Raw genomic sequence first — 17,966 nt, forward strand, 5'->3', positions numbered from 1 at the left:
TCCGGGTTCTCCGGTTCGTGGCGCCCACCATCGGGATGAACGTTGATCGGGCCTTCGCAGAGGCAGGATACGCTTTCCCCACTCCCCGCGGCTCCCAGGGAACCCGGGGCCGGCCTCTTATCCCGCCCCGGGTTTTACACCCTTTCATTGTAGGGAGAGCGCTCTTGAAGTCAATCCCCGCCTATTTCGGAACGTGTCCTCATCCGGTTCACCGCCGGGGAGGGGCACAAGGGCTCGCCGCCCGGTCGGAGCCACGAACCGGGGCCGCTTCAGCGGGTCGCCAGCCAGGATTTGCCTCCCGCTCTGTCTCTCGGTTAGGATGATGGTAAACGATGGGGAGCCCGATGAGGAAAGGCACAGGGCTGCTGCGCCTGGATGGCTGCTCCCCGGACTTCCGGTGGGGAATGAGGTCGGATGCGCGGATTGCTGGATCTATCCCTGGAGGAGCTCACGGAGCTCGTAACGAGCTGGGGAGAGCCCCCTTACCGTGCCCGCCAGATCTGGGGGTGGGTCTACCGGCGTGGCGCCGTCACCTTTGAGGCGATGACCGACCTGCCCAAAGCCCTGCGCGCCCGGCTCACGGAGACCTTCACGCTCCAGACCTTGCGCCCGCTGGCCGAACGGGTCTCCCAGGATGGGTGGACCCGGAAGTGGCTCTTCGCATTGCCCGATGGCGCCGAGGTAGAAGCTGTCCTGATGGAATACCCGGACCGGCGCACCGCATGTGTCTCGACCCAGGCCGGTTGCGCGATGGGGTGCCCCTTCTGTGCCACCGGGCAGATGGGCCTGTTGCGCAACCTCACCCCCGGTGAGATCGTGGAGCAGGTCCTCTGGATCGCCCGCTGGCTGGCCGCCCATGGCGAGCGATTGACCCATGTCGTGTTCATGGGGATGGGCGAGCCTTTCGCCAACTACGCCAGCACCGCGAAAGCGCTGCGCCTGCTGATCCATCCAGATGGCCTTCATCTGGGCCAGCGCCGGATCACCGTTTCCACGGTGGGGATCGTCCCGGGCATCCGGCGATTTGCGCGGGAAGGATGGCAGATCAATCTGGCCATCTCCCTGCACGCCGCCACCGATGAGCTGCGCAATCGACTGGTTCCCATCAACCGTGTTTATCCCCTTCGCGCATTGATGGCGGCAGTTCGCGATTACATCGAGCAAACCCGCCGACGGGTCACGTTCGAGTGGGTGATGATCCGCGGGGTCAACGACACGCCGGAACAGGCGGAGGCGCTGGTGGAATGGATCCGGGGGATGTTGGCCCATGTGAACCTCATCCCTCTCAACCCCACCCCGGGGTTCCCAGGGGCAGCCTCTCCGCCGGAGCGGGTGGAGGCTTTCCGACATGTCCTGGAAAAGGCAGGGATCCCCTGCACCGTCCGCGTGCGACGGGGAATCGATGTGGCGGCGGGCTGCGGCCAGCTGCGGGCGGAGATCCCTGGGCGCCGTCCGCAGATCGCTGGCCCTCTCCTCCGGGAGGTGCCCGCATGAAGGAGATCCGGATCGCGCCTTCGATCCTCTCGGCCGATTTCGCCTGCCTGGCCCGGGCGGTGACGGAGGTGGTCGAAGCAGGGGCAGACTGGATCCATGTGGACGTGATGGACGGTCACTTCGTCCCGAACCTGACGTTCGGGATGCCGATCGTCGCGGCGCTGCGCCGCGTCACCCGGCTTCCCCTGGATGTGCATTTGATGATCGAAGCTCCAGAGCGTTATCTCGAGGCGTTCGCCCGCGCAGGGGCCGATCGTTTGATTGTGCATGTCGAGGCCTGCCCTCACCTGCACCGAGTGATCCAGGGGATTCGAGGGCTGGGCCTGCGGGCCGGCGTGGCGCTGAACCCAGCCACGCCCTTGAGCGCGCTCGAGGAGATCCTGCCCGATGTGGACCAGGTGCTGATCATGACCGTCAACCCCGGATTTGGCGGCCAGGCGTTCATCGAGCGCATGCTGGAAAAGGTGCGCCGGGCCCGGAGGATGATCGATGCCCTGGGTCGATCCATCGAGCTGGAGGTGGACGGCGGGGTGGGGCCAGAGAACGCCCCAGCCCTGGTGGAAGCAGGCGCAACGGTGCTGGTCGCTGGGGCCTCGATCTTCGAGGCCCCGGAAGGACCCACGGAAGCCCTCCGGCGTCTTCGAGAAGCGATCCAGCACGTCCACGCTGGATGACCCGGTTCCGGGCGGAAGATCTGAGGGCCTGGAGATGCCGAAGGCCTCCCTCCAGAACCCGGATCCCCTCGGCTAGCGGAGAGGACCATGGGGCTTTATGGCGCGGTCGAAGCGGGCGGCACGAAATTTCTCTGCGCTGTCGGAACGGGGCCGGAGGATCTGCGAGCGGTGACCCGCATCCCGACCACGACCCCGGAAGAGACGATGGGGCGCGTGGTGGCGTTCTTCCAGGCTTTCGGGCATGAGCTTCGGGCGATCGGGATCGGCGCTTTCGGCCCCCTCGATCTGAACCCCCGTTCCCCCACCTTCGGCACCATCCCCACCACCCCCAAGCCGGGATGGTCCGGCGTGAATCTCTTGCAGCCCCTTCAGGAAGCCTTGCGGGTCCCCGTCTACCTGGAAACGGATGTGAACGCCGCTGCGGTCGGAGAAGGGCGATGGGGCGCGGCTCGAGGCGTGGAAACCTTCGTGTATCTGACCGTGGGGACAGGCATCGGGGGCGGCGCAGTGGTCCATGGACGGCTGCTCCATGGTGCGCTCCATCCGGAAATGGGGCATATCCGCATCCCGCATGACTGGGAGCGGGATCCCTTCCCCGGGGTCTGTCCGTTCCATGGGGATTGTCTGGAGGGGCTGGCCTCCGGGCCGGCGCTGGAGGCCCGATGGAGGCGACCTCCCGAATCCCTGCCCGGAGATGATCCCGCGTGGGATCTGGAGGCGGAGTATCTGGCCCTGGGCTTGCAGAATATCCTCTGCGTCCTGGCCCCAGAGCGAATCATCCTAGGGGGTGGCGTGATGGAAAACCGGAGCCTGTTCCCCCGGATCCGGCAACGGGTCAGGGAGCTGTTAAATCGCTATCTCCCAATCCCCGCGTTGCAGGGAGACCTCGTGGATTACATTGTGCCTCCGGCGCTGGGCGAGCGCGCGGGGTTGCTCGGAGCACTCGCCCTCGCCATGAGCGAGGGGGAGCCCTGATTTCTCCCTTGGGGGACGCTTTCACGGGGCCATGGCCCTCCTCCCGGCCAGGCTCCGGTCCTTACAATCCCTCGAGCCCTGTCAGCCGGCAACCCCAGATTGAGATCTCCTGGCCAGTGGGGCGAAAGCCGAAGCGTCGATAGAGGGCCTGGGAGATCTGATTCTCGATCTGGGTGTTCAGCGTGATCGGATACGCCCCCAGATCGATCAGATAGCGCAAGCTCTCGGCCAGCAACCGCGCCCCGATGGCCCGCCCCTGGTACGCCGGGTGAACCGCGAGGCGAACGATGTGTCCATGCATGCCATAGAGATCTGTGAACGCATACCCGATGATCTCCCCCTCTTCCTCCGCCACAATGAAATGGGGCACCTGGCGCCACGCCCGGGTTAGGATCGTTGGACCATACCACCACATTGGCTCAAAGGCCTGCCGGTCCACTTCCGCAATCCGCGGGATGTCCGCCAAGGCGGCCCGCCGGATATGAGCCGGGATCGCCGGGATCTCCGGGATCCGCCAGTCCTCCTTCCGCAGGGTGATCACCACGGTCCGACGGGCAAAGCCCACGGCCTGATAAACAGGCTCCAGCCATTCCCCGTAGGCCATCCCGACCACCTGTTCGGCGCCCTGACGGGCCAGCGCGCGCGCGAAATGCGGCCAGAGCTGCCGAAACAGCGCCACGGGGTCCTCCCCATCGGCCACCGCAACGCCTCGCAGCCATGCCACGGGGCTATCGACCTGGACCCCCAACCAGAAGGCGACAATCTGCCCCATCCGCTCCATGACCCACGCGGTGGGTGCCTCCAGCCACTCCTCCAGGGACCACCAATCCAGGGCCAGTTGCGTCCGTCGATGTCCTCGAACCAGCTGGAGGATGGCCGTTCGATCCGCCCGGGTGGCCGGGCGAGCCAGCGCCCACAAGGATCACCTCCACCCTTGTGCGAGACCCAGTTCCTGTGGATCTGACAGCTCGCCGAAGGCGTCCTCTCCACGCCCGGAGGCCTGAGGGCCGGGCGTAGCGCCACCGGCGCCCCGTTTCTATGGCTCGATCTCGGTCATGAATTCGCAGATCGAGCCCTCCACCGCCGAACAGATCCGTTCGCGAACCCGCATCGGGTGCTGAAAAGCGACCCACAGATCCTCCCGCTCCCTGGTATACTTAGGTTACCGGAGTCATGCAACCGATGGTTGCTCTTCTTCGGGTGGTGGTTTGGTAAGGGCGGGCCGGCCTCAAAACGTCTTTCCGAGGAAACCAGCAGCGCGAAGGAGCATGTTCGCCCACGGTTGGGGGGAGGATTCCCGGGGGACTCCCCAACGGGGCTGAGCCGTGCATGCCTGTTCCCCATCACCAGAAACGGTGTTTTATTTATGAGCGCTCGACGTTCTCCGGCAGGATCCCGTGAAGACGAGCGACAGTTGGTGGAGCGGGCCCGGTGGGATCCCGAGGCCTTTGGAGAGCTGTATCTTCGCCATGTCCGCTCGGTTTATCAATACATCTTTTATCGGATCGGCGATCCCGAGGAGGCGGAGGATCTGACCAGCCGGGTCTTTCTGCAGGCGCTGCAGCATCTGCCCAGGTTCCAGGAAAGAGGCCTTCCGTTTGCAGCATGGTTGTTTCGCATCGCCCATAACCTGGTGGCCAACTGGCATCGGGATCGCCAGCGCCATCCCGTTTTCCCTCTCTCGGAGAACGGGCACGATCGGAGCGCCGAACGGGTGGAAGCCGCCCTGGAACGTGAGGAGGAGCGGGAACGGTTGCTGAAAGCCATCCGACGCCTGCCGCCGGACCGGCAGCAGTTGCTGATCCTGAAATTCGTGGAGGGGCTTTCCAACGCGGAGATCGCCCGGATCATGGGGCGCACAGAAGGGGCGATCCGGGTGCTGTATCACCGCACGCTGGAGGCGCTTCGAAAGGAGCTGACCCAGGAACGTTAGGAAATCGCAGCATCACACCTTCCGGTGCCGTCCGCCGGGCTGTTTTTCAGATACCCTCATCCCATAGAACGCTACCGGAGGATCCCATGCCGGATCTGGCCTACTGGCTGGAGGTTCACGCCACGCGGTTGCAGCAGGGATTTCGAGGAGAAGCGGCTTACCCGCTTCCTCCCCTGGCGTTTTCCCCTCAGGAGCGGGAGCTGTTCCAGCTTGCCGAGCGGCTGGCGGAGGCTCTGCGCCCGGTGGAGCCCCGACCGGTCTGGGTGGCCTCTCTCTATGAGCGCCTGATGGGAGAGGCCGATCGGCGGCGCCGGATCCCAGCCCCATCTCCGATGCGTTCCCGGTGGTGGCTGGGGGTGATGGTGGGCACAGCAACCCTGGGCGTATGGGCATATCGCCGGCTTCGCGCTGCACGGCCCTAATGGGATCTTCCTCTCATCCCCATAGCCCAGGGGGCCATGGGGATCCCCTGTCTCGCTCTCTCCCTAGGGAGAGAAAACCTCAGACAGGAGGACGGAAATGTATAGCCGGATCGCGGGGTGGGGAATGGCGGTTCCTCAGCGGGTGTTAACCAGCCGGGAGCTGGCTCAGCAACTGCACACCACGGAGGAATGGATCCTCACGCGAACAGGGATCCGGGAGCGGCGGATCGCGGGGCCAGGCGAGACCATGTCGGACCTTTCGGTAGCCGCGGCCCGGGAAGCGATGACCCGCGCGGGCGTTCTTCCCCAGGATCTCGATCTCATTATTGTGGCGACCTCCACGCCCGATTATGTGATCCCCCCGGTCTCATCCATCATTCAGCACAAACTGAATGCCCGCTGCGGAGCCTTCACCCTGGGCGCCGGGTGCACCGGCTTTATGTATGGCATGGCCGTCGCTCATGCCTTCATCGCCGCCGGCCTGATGCGGAACATCCTGGTCATCGGAGCCGAGATCATCAGCCGCAACATCGACTGGTCTGATCGGAACACCGCGGTGCTGTTCGGCGATGGGGCCGGGGCGATGGTCCTGCAGGCCAGCGAGCTCCCCACCGGGCTTCTCTCCTTCGTGCTCGGATCGGACGGGTCCGGGGCGGAGCATCTGATCGTCCCGGGCATCTCCACGAACGCCGTGATCACCGAGGAGACCATCCGGCGGAAGGGCCATCTGCTGCGCATGAACGGGCGGGAGGTGTTCAAATTCGCCACCCGGGTGCTGGGCAGGGTCGCCATCGAGGCCATCGCCCGCAGCGGCTTAGCCCCCGATGAGATCGACCTGATGATCCCCCACCAGGCCAACGAGCGCATCATCGAGGCGGCCTGCCGCGAGCTGGGGTTCCCAATGGAGAAGGTCTTTCTGAACCTGGACCGCTATGGGAACACCTCGGCGGCGTCGATCCCGATCGCCTTCGCGGAAGCCATGGCGCAGGGCCGCATCCGGGAGGGAGACAACCTGCTCCTCATCGGCTTCGGGGCTGGCCTGACATGGGCAGGGGCGGTGGTCCGCTATGGAGTGCGGCCGGAGGACCGACCGATCGCGGTGGAGAACTGGCCGGTGCGGCTGCCGGTCTCGCTCCCCAACCTCAACCGGCTGGAGCCGGTGCGCCAGGCCAAGGTGATGGCCCTGCGGGCCCGCCGCCAGATCCTGCAGACGGCGATGAGCCTGCTGCTTCCGTTCTATGCGCGCACCCGACGGCGGCGCTGAGAGGGGGCGCAGTGCCCACGGCGCCCCCACGCCCTACAGCCCGGCCATCCCTTCCAGGGCCTGAAGGACAGCCTCATCGGGCACATCGGAATGGACGCGCGCCTGGCCGGGCCGATGGATCAGGATCAGGCGGAGGCGTCCACCCCGTCGCTTTTTGTCCGTGCCCATCGCCGCAAGGACATCCTCCGGCGTGGCCTCGATCCCATACCCGGCCAGCCAGGTCCGCCAGCGGGTGGGGAGTCCTAATCCCTGAAGCACCCGTTCCAGGTCCTGGAGGAGATGAGGGTCCTCCAGAAGGCCCTGGTGGGCGGAGAGCGCGGCCGCTGCCATCATGCCAGCGGCAACCGCTTCCCCATGCGGAACCCGATAGCCGCTGATCCGCTCGAAGGCGTGGCCGAAGGTGTGGCCCAGGTTTAACACCTCCCGCTCCCCCAGGGTCTCCAGGGGATCCTGCTCCACGATACGAACCTTGACCGTGATGGCCCGGATCAGCAGGTCGATCAGGGATTCCATCTCCGGCATCCGAGCCCAACGGGCCGGATCCTCCCGGAATCGCACCCACAGCTCGGGATCCCCAATCAGAGCCGCCTTCACCACTTCCGCCATGCCGTTTCGCCACTCGGCGGGCGGGAGGGTGCGCAGGAGGAGGGGGTCGATCAGGAGAAGGCGCGGGGGGTAGAAGGCTCCAACCAGATTTTTACCCTCCGGCAGATCAACTCCGGTTTTCCCTCCGATGGAGGCATCCACCATGGCCAGCAATGTGGTGGGGATGCTCACCAGCGCGATCCCCCGCATATAGGTCGCCGCCACAAAGCCCGCGAGGTCCAGCACCACCCCGCCCCCCAGGCCGATCAGGAGGCCATCCCGCCCGACCCCGCCCTGGGCCAGACGGCGATAAAGCCCGGCGGCCGTATCCAGGGTCTTGGTCTTTTCCCCGGGAGGCAGGAGGATCTCCCGGACTGGGAACCCCGCCTCCTCCAGGGATCGTCGCACCCGCGCGCCGTGATAGGCCCCTACCGTCGTGTCACTCACCAGGACGATTGGTCCTTCCAGGCCGGCCTCCCGCAGGGAGGCCCCGCAACGATCCAGCAGGCCCGGCGATAGCAGGATGGGATGGGAATGCTCCGGTTCCGGAAAACGCATACGAAGCGTGATCATGGTTCTGGCATAAACGCGGGATGAGAGCTTCCTGAGGCGAGGCATGGCAACCTGACAATACAGCGATCCCATGCTATGTGTTGTTAAACTTCGCAGCACGGTGATTACCTTAGAAGATGAAGCAATCGGAGTTCCTCGAGTCGCTCTTCGGCTTACAGAAGAAGCAGGTTCGGCTCCTACTGATCCTCCGATAAAGAAGCCCCCGGCTGTCCAGCAGCGGCCGGGGGTTTAAAGTAGCTGCCCGACGCATGGGGGCGCGTCGGACAGCGGGAAGCAGGGCTCAACAGCCCTGGAATGGGCTTTATTATACCCTGCTCCACGCCCTTTCGACAATCGGGGAGGAGAGCATGTTGGATCCGTCCAGGGACGCGGCGACCTGCTTCGCCGGCTCTACGCATGGTCCGGATGCGCGGTCCGCAACGAGGCCTTGCGGAAGCTGGAGATCTCGGCGGCCCGGTTTTCCCACATCCTTTGGGAGCTCGATGATCCTCAAATCCGCCTTTCTAAGGGACGAGCCGCGGCTTTGACGGATCCGTTAATCTCGGTCCTCGCCCGCCATGAGGTTTGCCCCATCGAGGATCTGGTCACTGGCGCTCCTCTTCAAGACATCCCGCCTTCGCAAGAAAAGCTTTTTGAGGTATTTGACCTTCTACGCCATCGCTGCCGCCAGGCACCCTTCCTCTCGCTTTCGACGGATTCGCTGCTGCCGGGCTGGTTCCTTTATCAGAACGAAGCGAAGCAGCTCATCTGGCCTGGGAAGCCGGCCTCCTGCACCATCTATGGGGAGATCCTCACCCTGTCGGAGCTCAAACGGCTTTTGGAGCAAGGGGAACAGACCCGCCTTCCCTCGCCAACGCCTCCTCATCCCCATGCCTGCGTAGCGGGGGATCAGGCCCTGCGTGCAGCCCCCGATGGCCGCTCTCATCGGCCACATTGCCCACGGGGCACCGGTTTGGATTATCAGAGAAGACAGCGCGTGGAGCCGGATCCGAACCCTCGAAGGGGCCTCCGGCTACGTGCCGGTGAAGGCCTTGCGATATGCCTCCCAGACCGATCGGCCCATCACCTGTGTCCGGGCCACGGAGCGGCTGCGCCTGCGGGCCGGGCAGGGATCTTCGAGCACATCATGCTTTGAGTGAGGAAGACGCGGACGAGGCGATGAACATAGCCTTTGATGTAGTGACGGGCCTCATTAGAGGGCCTGCCCGTCACTCGGGAGAACCTGGAGGGGCTCCTGGCTTACATCGCCACATAATGACTGGGCGGCTTACGACCGCATGCTGTCCGATTTCCTGCCCTTGCTAACGGAGGAGCAGATGGAAGACATCCTAGGAAAAGCCCAGACGATCTTCATCCCGGAGGTGACCCAGGGGTGGGAAAGGAAGGTCAGGAAGGAATTAAGCCGGCGGCGGCGGACCTGACCGAACTCCCCTCCAACCCTATCGGGAACACGGCGGAGGCAAGACGGAGCTTGCGAAAGGAGGAAACGATGTGTTACAAGAGCCTGGCAAGCACCATATCAAGCCTGGCAGCCCCAAGGATCCTGTGCGTATCGAAAGCAGGAAACGGATTCCTGGGGCCATCCTTTCCACCCCGGGCTTTGCGGCATCCTCTCGGTTGGATCGGGATAGCCTCACCTTCGTACGAACGTGAAGCAAGCCCAGCCTGGCGTTTTGCAACAGCGAAGCGGAAGATGTCAATGATGATGGCCTTCCGGATCTGATCTGCCACTTCTACGCCGTGCAAACGGGCTTCATGCCGGGGGACAGTGGAGGGCGGGGGTTTTCTAGTCAAGGCCCCTCTGGATGGCAAAATTATCTTGCAATCCGACGCGGCCTCTCCGGGGATCCCCGGTTGAATGGTATCCCCAAATCCGACCGCCTTCCAGGCTCTTATCCCCCAAGCACCGGGACCTCTGGGACGGACGAGGCAGTTTGGGATCCGTCAGCCTTCCGCACAAGCGAAACACCCGAGCTATGGTGTGATCACGACCTTGAGCGCTTTGCCCTGCGCCATGAGCTGAAGACCATCTAGGATCCTGTCCAATGGGAGGCGATGAGTGATCAGGCGCTCGACTGGCACCTCTCCACGGACGATCAAGTCCAGGGCCCTCTGATTCTGATGAGGAGTGGAACCGTAGGCGCCTACCACTATCAGCTCGCGATAATGAATTTGGTTGGCGTTGCATTGGACTACCGGCTGTTCTTTCGGTAACCCAGCGAAAAGGCAAATCCGTCCTCGACGGGCAGCCATTGCGATAGCTTGCTCCACCGCCTGAGCAGAAGGGGCGGCCACGATAATCACATCGCTTCCATATCCATGTGTCAGCCGGAGGACGCGTTCAACGGGGTCGCTCTCCATCGAGCAAATGGCCTCGTCTGGCTCTACGCGCTCTGCGGCCATTCGCAGGCGAGTTGCGTCTACGTCGATCAGAAAGATGCGGTCCACCCCCCGCGCCCGGGCCAGCCAGACATGCATGCAACCAATAGGGCCAGACCCCAGAACAACTACCGTGTCCCCAGGCCCTGTTCCCACCTGCTCCTGGCCATTTAGAACGCAAGCGAGGGGCTCCGTCAGTGCGGCGGCCTCGTACGATAGGCCATCCGGAATGCGGTGCAACCCATCCTGCTGAATCACTTTTGCCGGAATGCGCATGAAGGTCGCGAACCCGCCATCATAGTGATAGCCTATGGATTCCAGATTTTCACATACTGTCTGAAATCCCCGGCGACAGTAGCGGCATTCCCCGCACGGGATGGCAGCGATCACCTGGACCCGATCCCCGGGTGCCCAGTTCGTGATCCCTTCTCCAAGGGCCACAACCTCGCCGGCGATCTCATGCCCCAGCACACGGGGGAGAACCAAATGAGAATGCCCGTGACGAAAGATTTTCAGATCCGTGCCACAGAGGGCACATGCCCTCACCCGGATAACCAGCTCGCCTGGACCGGGCTCTGGATCTGGATCCACTTCCAGCTCCAGCCGGCCGGGAGCGTAAAGTCGTGCTACTTGCATCATCCCTCCTTGACACGGAGAAAGCTTAAAACTTCTTCTACTGATGTAGCCGCACGCAGCCGGGCGGCTTTTTCAGGATCCATCAATATCTGAGCGAGCTGGGAGAGCACGTCAAGGTGTTCCTCGCCATGAACGGCCAGCGCGATACATACAAAAACTTTCTCTCCCCCCCAATCCACTCCGTGGGGAAACCGGAGATACGCGAGAGCGGAGCGGCGGATCCAGACACGGCTGGCATTGGTGCCGTGGGGGAGGGCGAAGCCCTCCCCCACATAGGTTGAAATCTGATGTTCTCGCTCCAGCATAGCCTCCACATAAGGAGGCTCCACAGCGCCGATCTCGACGAGAAGCTCTCCTGCCTCGCGAACAGCCTCAAAGCGTTCGATCGCACGACCCTCGAGTCGGATCGCCTGAGGCTGTAGCAAGCCTATGGAAACCTCTAACCTTCGATCCATGTGTCCTCCTGGATTATCCGGACCAGATGGTCGAAAACCGGATCGCCCAGGAAAGTGTTGAAGGGAAGGATTACCTTATCCGGGGCGACCTCGCGAGCGCGTGCAGATAAACTCCGATGGCACAGCACCACATCCGCATCTGGCGGGATACGATTTACCGTGGTGTGCTCAATGTGAATGGCAAAGCTCCGGAGCTTCTGACGAAGCTGGGAAACCAGTAGAGCACTGCTTCCCATCCCCGCCTCACAAGCTACTATAATCTTGCGAATCTCACTCCCCCGGATCTTTTTCATCCCTGGTCCTCCCCGGATGGAAAAAGCTTAAGGAGGATGCTGGCTACCATGCCGGACACCGCTGCGCCCACCGCAATGCCAGCCAGAGTGGCCAGATGCCCACCTTTAGGAGTCATAGCCAGCTCCGCGAAGATGCTCCCTGGGGACGGGGTTGCCACTAATCCGGCTCCCGTGAGCAGAAAGGTGAAGACAGCCGACATCCCACCGGCGATCATGGCCAGGATAAGGATCGGCCGCATCAGGACGTAAGGGAAGTAAACCTCATGGATGCCACCGAAGAAATGAATGACGATAGCTCCCGGCACCGAAGGGCGCACCGAGCGCGGTCCGAACAACCAGTAAGCAATCAGGAGCCCCAGACCTGGCCCCGGGTTGGTTTCCAGGAGGAAAAAGATCGACTTGCCCTTCTGGGCAGCTTCTGCTACCCCTAGAGGGGCCAGCACGCCGTGATTGATCGCGTTGTTGAGGAAAAGAACTTTACCGGGCTCAATGATGATCGAGGCCAGAGGAAGCAGGCGGGCCTGCACCAGAAATCCGACGCCTGCCGCCAGGGCCTGCGAAACCGCCTCAACGACAGGCCCAATGAGCACATGGCCCAGGGCTGCCAGCGCCCCACCCAGGATACCAGCGGAGAAGTTGTTAACCAACATTTCAAACCCAATCGGGATCTTTCCCTGAACAGCACGATCGAATTGCTTGATCAGCCACGCTCCCGCCGGGCCAACAATCATCGCACCCAGGAACATGGGGATCTGAGTCCCTACGGCGATCCCGGCAGTGGCGATGGCTCCCACAACAGCTCCTCGCTGGCCGTGAACCAGATATCCACCGGTATAGCCGATCAAGATCGGGAGCAGAAAGCGGATTAGCGGAGACACCAGCTCAGCCAGCTTGGGATTTGGGAGCCAGCCCGTAGGGATAAAGAAGGCTGTGATGAGCCCCCAAGCGATGAACGCGGCAATATTGGGGATGACCATATTGGCCAGGAAGCCTCCAATTCGCTGAAGCCAGGCCTGAAGGCCACGCGCAGCCAGTGGCATAGGAACCGTCGTCATGGCGCACCTCCTTTTAGAGGGGTTCAACGCTGGTTTGAGCCAACACAGATTCCAGATCATCTGCTCGAAACCTGGCAATCTCTCCCGAGATCGTCACGGCTGTAGCCAGGGCAGCGGCGAATCGAAGGGCTTTCGGTGGCGGGAAGCCTTGTAAAGAGAAATGAAGAAACGCTCCAAGCAGTGCATCTCCTGCCCCAACCGACTGGCGAATTTGAACCCGGGGAACTCGGGCCCACCAGATCTCACAACCATCGGTCCACACCGCACCATCCTGATCCAGGGAGAGTAGAACTTGGCACCCCCATTTCCGAGCGAACTGCCAGGCTGCTATTCCTCCATCGCGGACATTCTGGATCGCACGGCCCAGAATTCCCTCCGCCTCAACTCGATTGGGCTTGATTAGACGCGGGCGGGCTTCTAAACCAAGAGCTAGGGGTGGACCAGAAGTATCTAGAGCCACAGCTCCATTCCGCTCATGAATGCACTCGATCAGGCGAGCATACAGATCTTCCGGAGCCCCTGGCGGCAGGCTTCCCGAGAGCACGACCCATAACCCTGGTCGAAGCAGTGTAGCGAGCCGCTTTACAACCCCCTCTACAGCGTTCTGGTCCACCCAGGGACCAAGTTCGTTGATTTTGGTTTCTATGCCAGATTCAGGATCCAATATGGTGGTGTTGATTCGAGTCTCTCCGTGCTCCAGGAACATGAAATCCAGCGCCAGGCCTTCCCGTCGCAGCAGATCCAGAAGCAGGAGACCAATATGTCCTGCGGCCAGAGCAAAGACCAGCGAGGAGGTGCCAAGCTGGTGAAGGATGCGGGAAACATTAATTCCTTTCCCTCCTGGGGTGTAATAAACCTCTTGAGCCCGATAGATAGCCCCTTCTCGGAATCCCGGCACAATCATGGTTCGATCTAAAGCAGGATTTAAAGTAACGGTGAGCACCATGGCGGTCTGCATCCACATCTCCTTAGACGAGGAAAACATGGATGCCAATGGCTTCAATCTGTTGAATCACCTCTGGCTCAGCCCCATCATCTGTGATCAGGACATCGATAGATTGCAAGGAGGCAATCTGTGCGAAATACACCTTGCCGAATTTGGAATGATCCGCTACCGTGATGACTTGCCGGCTGGCTGCTATCATCGCCTGCTTTGTTCGAGCCTCAATCGGATTGGGGGTAGTCAGGCCGCGTTCCAGGGAGATGCCATTTGTCGCCAAGAAAACCTTGTCTGCATTGAGCTGGGAGAGCATCTGCTCGGCGAAGGGACCAACGGCCGCGGCGGTCCGGGGACGCAGGGAGCCTCCAATGAAGATCACCTCAATACCTGGACTCCCCATCAGCTCCATAGCGATGTTCAGCGCATTAGTGACTACGGTAAGTGAACGCCGGGCTTTGATCGCCTTCGCAATATGAATGGTAGTTGTCCCCGCATCGAGAATGACGGTGTCACCATCTGCGATAAGCTCCGCGGCCTTCTGCCCGATCCGGATTTTCTCCTCTAAGTGGCGGGTGGCTCGCTCCTCCAACTGCAGTTCCAGACCCATGGGTTCGGCAAGGATGGCCCCCCCATGGGTTCGCTGCAAAACCCCCATCTGCTCCAGGATGGTCAGATCCCGGCGGATTGTAGCTTCAGATACCCCAAAACGCTCCGCCAGCTCGGCAACGACTACACGCCCCTGGGTGCGGACAAGTTCGGCAATACGCCGCTGGCGTTCTTCAGCAAAGAGATCCTTCAGGCTCATGGCGTTCAATTGTGCTCGATTGTTTTTGATTTATTTTAGCGTCTATGTTTGTTTTTGTCAAGTGGGGCGGGGGGCTGTTCGAAAAAACAGGGGGTTGACTGGAGGAGGGCGGCGAGGCATTTAGATATGGCAACAGCATTCACCTCAAAGAAGAGATCGGCGATGCAGCGAGCTCGTCTTCCTTATTCCGAAGATTCAGCAGACGGTCCAATACCATTTTCAAGGATAAGCCATGGTCCCCAGCGCGGCAGCGGGGACAACCCCGCTTCGATGACGAGGCATGGATGATGTAGTAGTATCCGAGGCTAGGGCAGATGTCTTAGGGGGAATCGCTTCTTCATAGCCCAGGAAGCGGCGATTCCATCACCGCTTGAAGCGCTGATCATGACCGGGTGTGTCAGTGGCCTCTGACCCTACCCTCCTCTTCCCGATTCGGGGAGAGGAAGGGCCAGCTGGATGCCGGCCTCCTTTTTGAATTGAATAGGGGCAGCCCGGGGGGTCGCCCCTATTTAATCCGTCCGCTCTTTGGCGCCTATCTGGCCAGTACGAGGGAGCTGCATGTCTTGAATCGAGGCCTTCCAACCCGGCCCTGCCGTCAGTTGCGAAAAGCGCGCTCCAGGTCCTGGAAAGCCTTCTCAGGGGCGCACTTGGGCATATCTTCTACCAAGGGGCATTTTGCCGCTTCCAGGTATTCCACGCCTCATGGAGCTGGGCGGCGGAGCTGTATTGGGATCCAGCTTGAACCGGAAGGCCTGGGTTACCCGCATCTCGCCAGAGAACCATAGAGCAAGGATTTATCGTTGAGAGGGTGAGCCGGACGAAGCAGCTGGCGGCGCTTCCATTCCCTTAAGCCTTGAAGGGAAAACCCCTTGAACCCTCAGGCGGCCTTTCCCCTCGATAGATCCGTGGGACCCGGGAGGAGATCCGAGTCGTGATCTCATAGTTGATGGTGCCGGCCCACGTCGCCAGCTCTTCCGCGCGAATCTCCGCCTCCCCCTGTCGGCCCAGAATCACCACCTCATCCCCGATCTTCACGCCCGTGATCCCAGTGACGTCCACCACGATCTGGTCCATGCTCACCCGGCCGCGCACCGGAGCCCGCTGGCCCTGGATCAGAACATACCCCCGATTGGAAAGGGCCCGCGGATAGCCGTCGCCGTAACCGATGGGCACCAGCGCCATCCGGGATTCCCGTTCCGCGACGAACGTCCGGCCATACCCCACCGATTCCCCTGGGGCCAGGGTCCACACCCGGATCACCCGGCTTTTGATGGTCATGGCCGGATGCAGGGGGAAGGGAGGCTCCCACTCCGTAGAAGGGCGCATCCCATAGAGGGCCAGCCCCGGGCGCACGGCCTCGAAGTGAGCGGAGCGGAAGCGCATCGTCGCCGCGCTGTTCGCGGCATGACGGAGGGAAACCCGGATCCCAGCAGATTCCAGGGCGACAATGACCTCCTCAAACCGACGCAGCTGACGCATCACGAAGGAAGGGTCGCTCTCATCGGCGGTCGCAAAGTGCGTATAGAGGCCCTCCACCATGAGGCCATCCATCGTCCGCAGCGCGCGAAGGAAATCCACCGTATCCTCGGGGGAAATCCCCGCCCGCCCCATCCCGGTATCAACCTCCACGTGGGCCAGGACGACCCGCCCGGCTCCCCGGGCGATCGCGTCCAGGGCCTGGGCGGCCTCGATGGTGGAAAGCGTGGGGGTTAACTGCCAACGAACGGCCTCGGAAGCCTCCTCGGGCATCAGGGGAGCCATCACCAGAATGGGCGCCTCAATGCCCGCCTGACGGAGGACGATCCCTTCGCCGAGGCGGTGGACGGCCAGGCGGGACGCGCCAGCAGCCAGGACCGTCCGGGCGACGGGGATCGCGCCGTGGCCGTAGGCATCCGCCTTGACCACGGCGATGATCTCTACCCGCTCGCCCACCCATCGTTTCAACGCCCGCGTGTTCTCCGCGATTGCGTCCAGATCCACCTCCGCCCATGTCAGGGGAGACGCCTTCAGGGTCATCCCTCCTCCTTGAGAAAGCCCATCACGTCCTCTCAATGGGCGTTGCGTCGCCGGCTTCCTTCTCCACCCTCCTTCGCGACTTCCCGACGTGTTGGAAACCAAGCCCGCTGGTATTATAGCGTTGGATCCTATCGCGGTCATCATCCCCAACCGAAGGGCCCGATCGCTCTCCCGGAGGATGGGCCATCCGAGGGGACCTGGGATCCGCGAAAGGCCTGAGCGAATCCCATCCTGGGAACATCGGAGGAGCCTATGCGGTCGGGGCTTGCGAACTTGGGGGCTTCTCCCCGCACAGCGGATCTGGCGATCATCGGCGGGGGGATCGCCGGGGCGGCGGCCGCCTTCTACGCGGCCCGCGCAGGCTTTCGGACCGTGGTGGTGGAACGCAAGCCGTGGCTGGGCGCATTGACGACCGCCGTGGCTGTGGCCTGCTTCCGCGCCCAATGGGACGACCCGGACTTCGCGTACCTGATGGTCCCAAGCATCGCCACGTATGAGCGGTTCGCGGAGGAGATCGGCATCCCCGGCTATGAGATCGGCCTGCGTCAACAGGGATGGCTGTTCGCCACGACGGATCCTCAAGGCTTCGACCGTTTTCAACGCTGGGTCGAAGGCCAGCGACGCCTGGGGATCACCGACACCGAACTCTGGACGGGGGATGAGGCCCGGCGGCGCTTCCCATGGCTTTCCCACGATGTGACGGCCGCCACGTTCCGAGCCCGGGATGGGTGGCTTTCGCCGCACGAAGTGGTTTACGGCTACGCGCGGGCCAGCGGGGCGACCTTCCTGCTGGAGACGGAGGCGCTCCGGATCCACACCGCCAGCGGGCGGGTCCTCGGCGTGGAAACCTCCCGCGGGTTCCTCGCCGCGCCCCAGGTGGTCATCGCCGCAGGGCCGTTCTCCCGCCGCCTGGCCGCCACCGCCGGGGTGGACCTCCCGCTGTTCCTGCTCCGGCGCCAGCGGGCCTTCGTTGCCGATCCGGCCATCCCCTCTGACGCCCCGATGGTAGCGGACGACGACACCGGGGTGTACTGGCGACCGGAGGCCGGGGGGGCTTTTCTGGGGTGGGGCTGGCCGGAGTCGCCAGGCGAGCCTCAGGACCCCGTCCCCACGGATCCCCTGTTCCCGGCCCGCGTCCTCGAGGGCGCGGCGCGGCTCGCCCCTTTCTTCCGGGAAGTGGCGGCCCGGCTGACCCGGGATCGAGTATCCGTCGCTGCGGGTCAGTATACATGCACGCCCGATGGGAAACCACTTATTGGAGGCTGTCCGCCAGTGGAGGGCTTGTATGTGCTGACCGGGGATAACGGCTACGGGATTGAGAGTGCGCCCCAGGCCGCGCGGCACCTTATCGCCGTTATGACCGGTCAGCTCCCTGAAGCGGAGAACCGCTTCCGAGTCCATCGGACCTTCCGCCCAACTGGAAAGAAGGTCCTGTGAGAGGCCGCTCTTTCAGCATCCTGCTCAGCG

At 62.7% G+C, this 17,966-nt stretch carries 15 protein-coding genes and 1 pseudogene; 8 read left to right on the plus strand and 8 right to left on the minus strand.

Annotated features, from left to right (window positions below):
* Positions 1-414: 414 nt before the first annotated feature.
* The 3 genes from rlmN to ACFMO3_RS10225 all read left to right on the plus strand — a co-directional run bounded on the left by rlmN (position 415) and on the right by ACFMO3_RS10225 (position 3,143).
* On the plus strand, positions 415-1,494 hold the full coding sequence (rlmN, locus tag ACFMO3_RS10215) for a 23S rRNA (adenine(2503)-C(2))-methyltransferase RlmN (RefSeq protein WP_376790305.1): 1,080 nt from the start codon (positions 415-417) through the stop codon (positions 1,492-1,494).
* On the plus strand, positions 1,491-2,168 hold the full coding sequence (rpe, locus tag ACFMO3_RS10220) for a ribulose-phosphate 3-epimerase (protein WP_376790306.1): 678 nt from the start codon (positions 1,491-1,493) through the stop codon (positions 2,166-2,168). The genes rlmN and rpe overlap by 4 nt, the downstream gene beginning before the upstream one ends.
* Positions 2,169-2,255: 87 nt before the next feature.
* Complete coding sequence (locus ACFMO3_RS10225; RefSeq protein ID WP_376790307.1) at positions 2,256-3,143, plus strand: ROK family protein; 888 nt, start codon at positions 2,256-2,258, stop codon at positions 3,141-3,143.
* 61 nt (positions 3,144-3,204) lie between these two features.
* On the opposite strand, the gene ACFMO3_RS10230 is transcribed toward ACFMO3_RS10225, so the two are convergent.
* Complete coding sequence (locus ACFMO3_RS10230; protein ID WP_376790308.1) at positions 3,205-4,062, minus strand: GNAT family N-acetyltransferase; 858 nt, start codon at positions 4,060-4,062, stop codon at positions 3,205-3,207.
* Between the two features lie 447 nt (positions 4,063-4,509).
* Here ACFMO3_RS10230 and ACFMO3_RS10235 point away from each other — a divergent pair, with 447 nt between their 5' ends.
* The 3 genes from ACFMO3_RS10235 to ACFMO3_RS10245 all read left to right on the plus strand — a co-directional run bounded on the left by ACFMO3_RS10235 (position 4,510) and on the right by ACFMO3_RS10245 (position 6,762).
* On the plus strand, positions 4,510-5,076 hold the full coding sequence (locus ACFMO3_RS10235; RefSeq protein ID WP_376790309.1) for a sigma-70 family RNA polymerase sigma factor: 567 nt from the start codon (positions 4,510-4,512) through the stop codon (positions 5,074-5,076).
* Between the two features lie 86 nt (positions 5,077-5,162).
* Positions 5,163-5,498 (plus strand): hypothetical protein, encoded by a 336-nt coding sequence (locus ACFMO3_RS10240; protein WP_376790310.1) that lies wholly within the window; start codon positions 5,163-5,165, stop codon positions 5,496-5,498.
* Positions 5,499-5,595: 97 nt separating this feature from the next.
* On the plus strand, positions 5,596-6,762 hold the full coding sequence (locus ACFMO3_RS10245; RefSeq protein ID WP_376790311.1) for a beta-ketoacyl-ACP synthase III: 1,167 nt from the start codon (positions 5,596-5,598) through the stop codon (positions 6,760-6,762).
* Positions 6,763-6,795: 33 nt separating this feature from the next.
* On the opposite strand, the gene aroB is transcribed toward ACFMO3_RS10245, so the two are convergent.
* A complete protein-coding gene (gene aroB / locus ACFMO3_RS10250; protein ID WP_376790312.1) occupies positions 6,796-7,905 on the minus strand; it encodes a 3-dehydroquinate synthase in 1,110 nt (369 codons plus the stop codon).
* Positions 7,906-8,831: 926 nt separating this feature from the next.
* On the opposite strand from aroB, the gene ACFMO3_RS10255 reads away from it, so the two are divergent.
* Complete coding sequence (locus ACFMO3_RS10255; RefSeq protein ID WP_376790313.1) at positions 8,832-9,059, plus strand: hypothetical protein; 228 nt, start codon at positions 8,832-8,834, stop codon at positions 9,057-9,059.
* Between the two features lie 835 nt (positions 9,060-9,894).
* On the opposite strand, the gene ACFMO3_RS10260 is transcribed toward ACFMO3_RS10255, so the two are convergent.
* The 6 genes and pseudogenes from ACFMO3_RS10260 to alr form a co-directional block, all read right to left on the minus strand.
* Positions 9,895-10,935 (minus strand): zinc-dependent dehydrogenase, encoded by a 1,041-nt coding sequence (locus ACFMO3_RS10260; protein ID WP_376790314.1) that lies wholly within the window; start codon positions 10,933-10,935, stop codon positions 9,895-9,897.
* Positions 10,935-11,390 carry a PTS sugar transporter subunit IIA gene (locus ACFMO3_RS10265; RefSeq protein ID WP_376790315.1) on the minus strand — a complete coding sequence of 152 codons (456 nt, stop codon included), beginning with the start codon at positions 11,388-11,390 and terminating at the stop codon, positions 10,935-10,937. The genes ACFMO3_RS10260 and ACFMO3_RS10265 overlap by 1 nt, the downstream gene beginning before the upstream one ends.
* Positions 11,375-12,738: pseudogene (locus tag ACFMO3_RS10270) on the minus strand (PTS mannitol transporter subunit IICB). Before ACFMO3_RS10270 ends, ACFMO3_RS10265 begins: the two are co-directional and overlap by 16 nt.
* Before the next feature lie 13 nt (positions 12,739-12,751).
* Entirely contained in the window at positions 12,752-13,696 is a 945-nt protein-coding gene (locus ACFMO3_RS10275; protein WP_376790316.1) for a 1-phosphofructokinase family hexose kinase, read from the minus strand.
* A 10-nt stretch (positions 13,697-13,706) separates the two neighbouring features.
* Positions 13,707-14,483, minus strand: a complete 777-nt coding sequence (locus ACFMO3_RS10280) for a DeoR/GlpR family DNA-binding transcription regulator (RefSeq protein ID WP_376790317.1) — start codon at positions 14,481-14,483, stop codon at positions 13,707-13,709.
* 846 nt (positions 14,484-15,329) lie between these two features.
* Positions 15,330-16,499, minus strand: a complete 1,170-nt coding sequence (gene alr, locus ACFMO3_RS10285) for an alanine racemase (protein WP_376790318.1) — start codon at positions 16,497-16,499, stop codon at positions 15,330-15,332.
* A gap of 252 nt (positions 16,500-16,751) precedes the next feature.
* Here alr and ACFMO3_RS10290 point away from each other — a divergent pair, with 252 nt between their 5' ends.
* Positions 16,752-17,936: an NAD(P)/FAD-dependent oxidoreductase gene (locus ACFMO3_RS10290; RefSeq protein ID WP_376790319.1), complete on the plus strand. Its 1,185-nt coding sequence runs from the start codon at positions 16,752-16,754 to the stop codon at positions 17,934-17,936.
* The last annotated feature ends 30 nt before the right edge of the window (positions 17,937-17,966 follow it).

The sequence above is a fragment of the Thermoflexus sp. genome, assembly GCF_042408815.1.
Taxonomy (GTDB): Bacteria; Chloroflexota; Anaerolineae; order Thermoflexales; family Thermoflexaceae; genus Thermoflexus.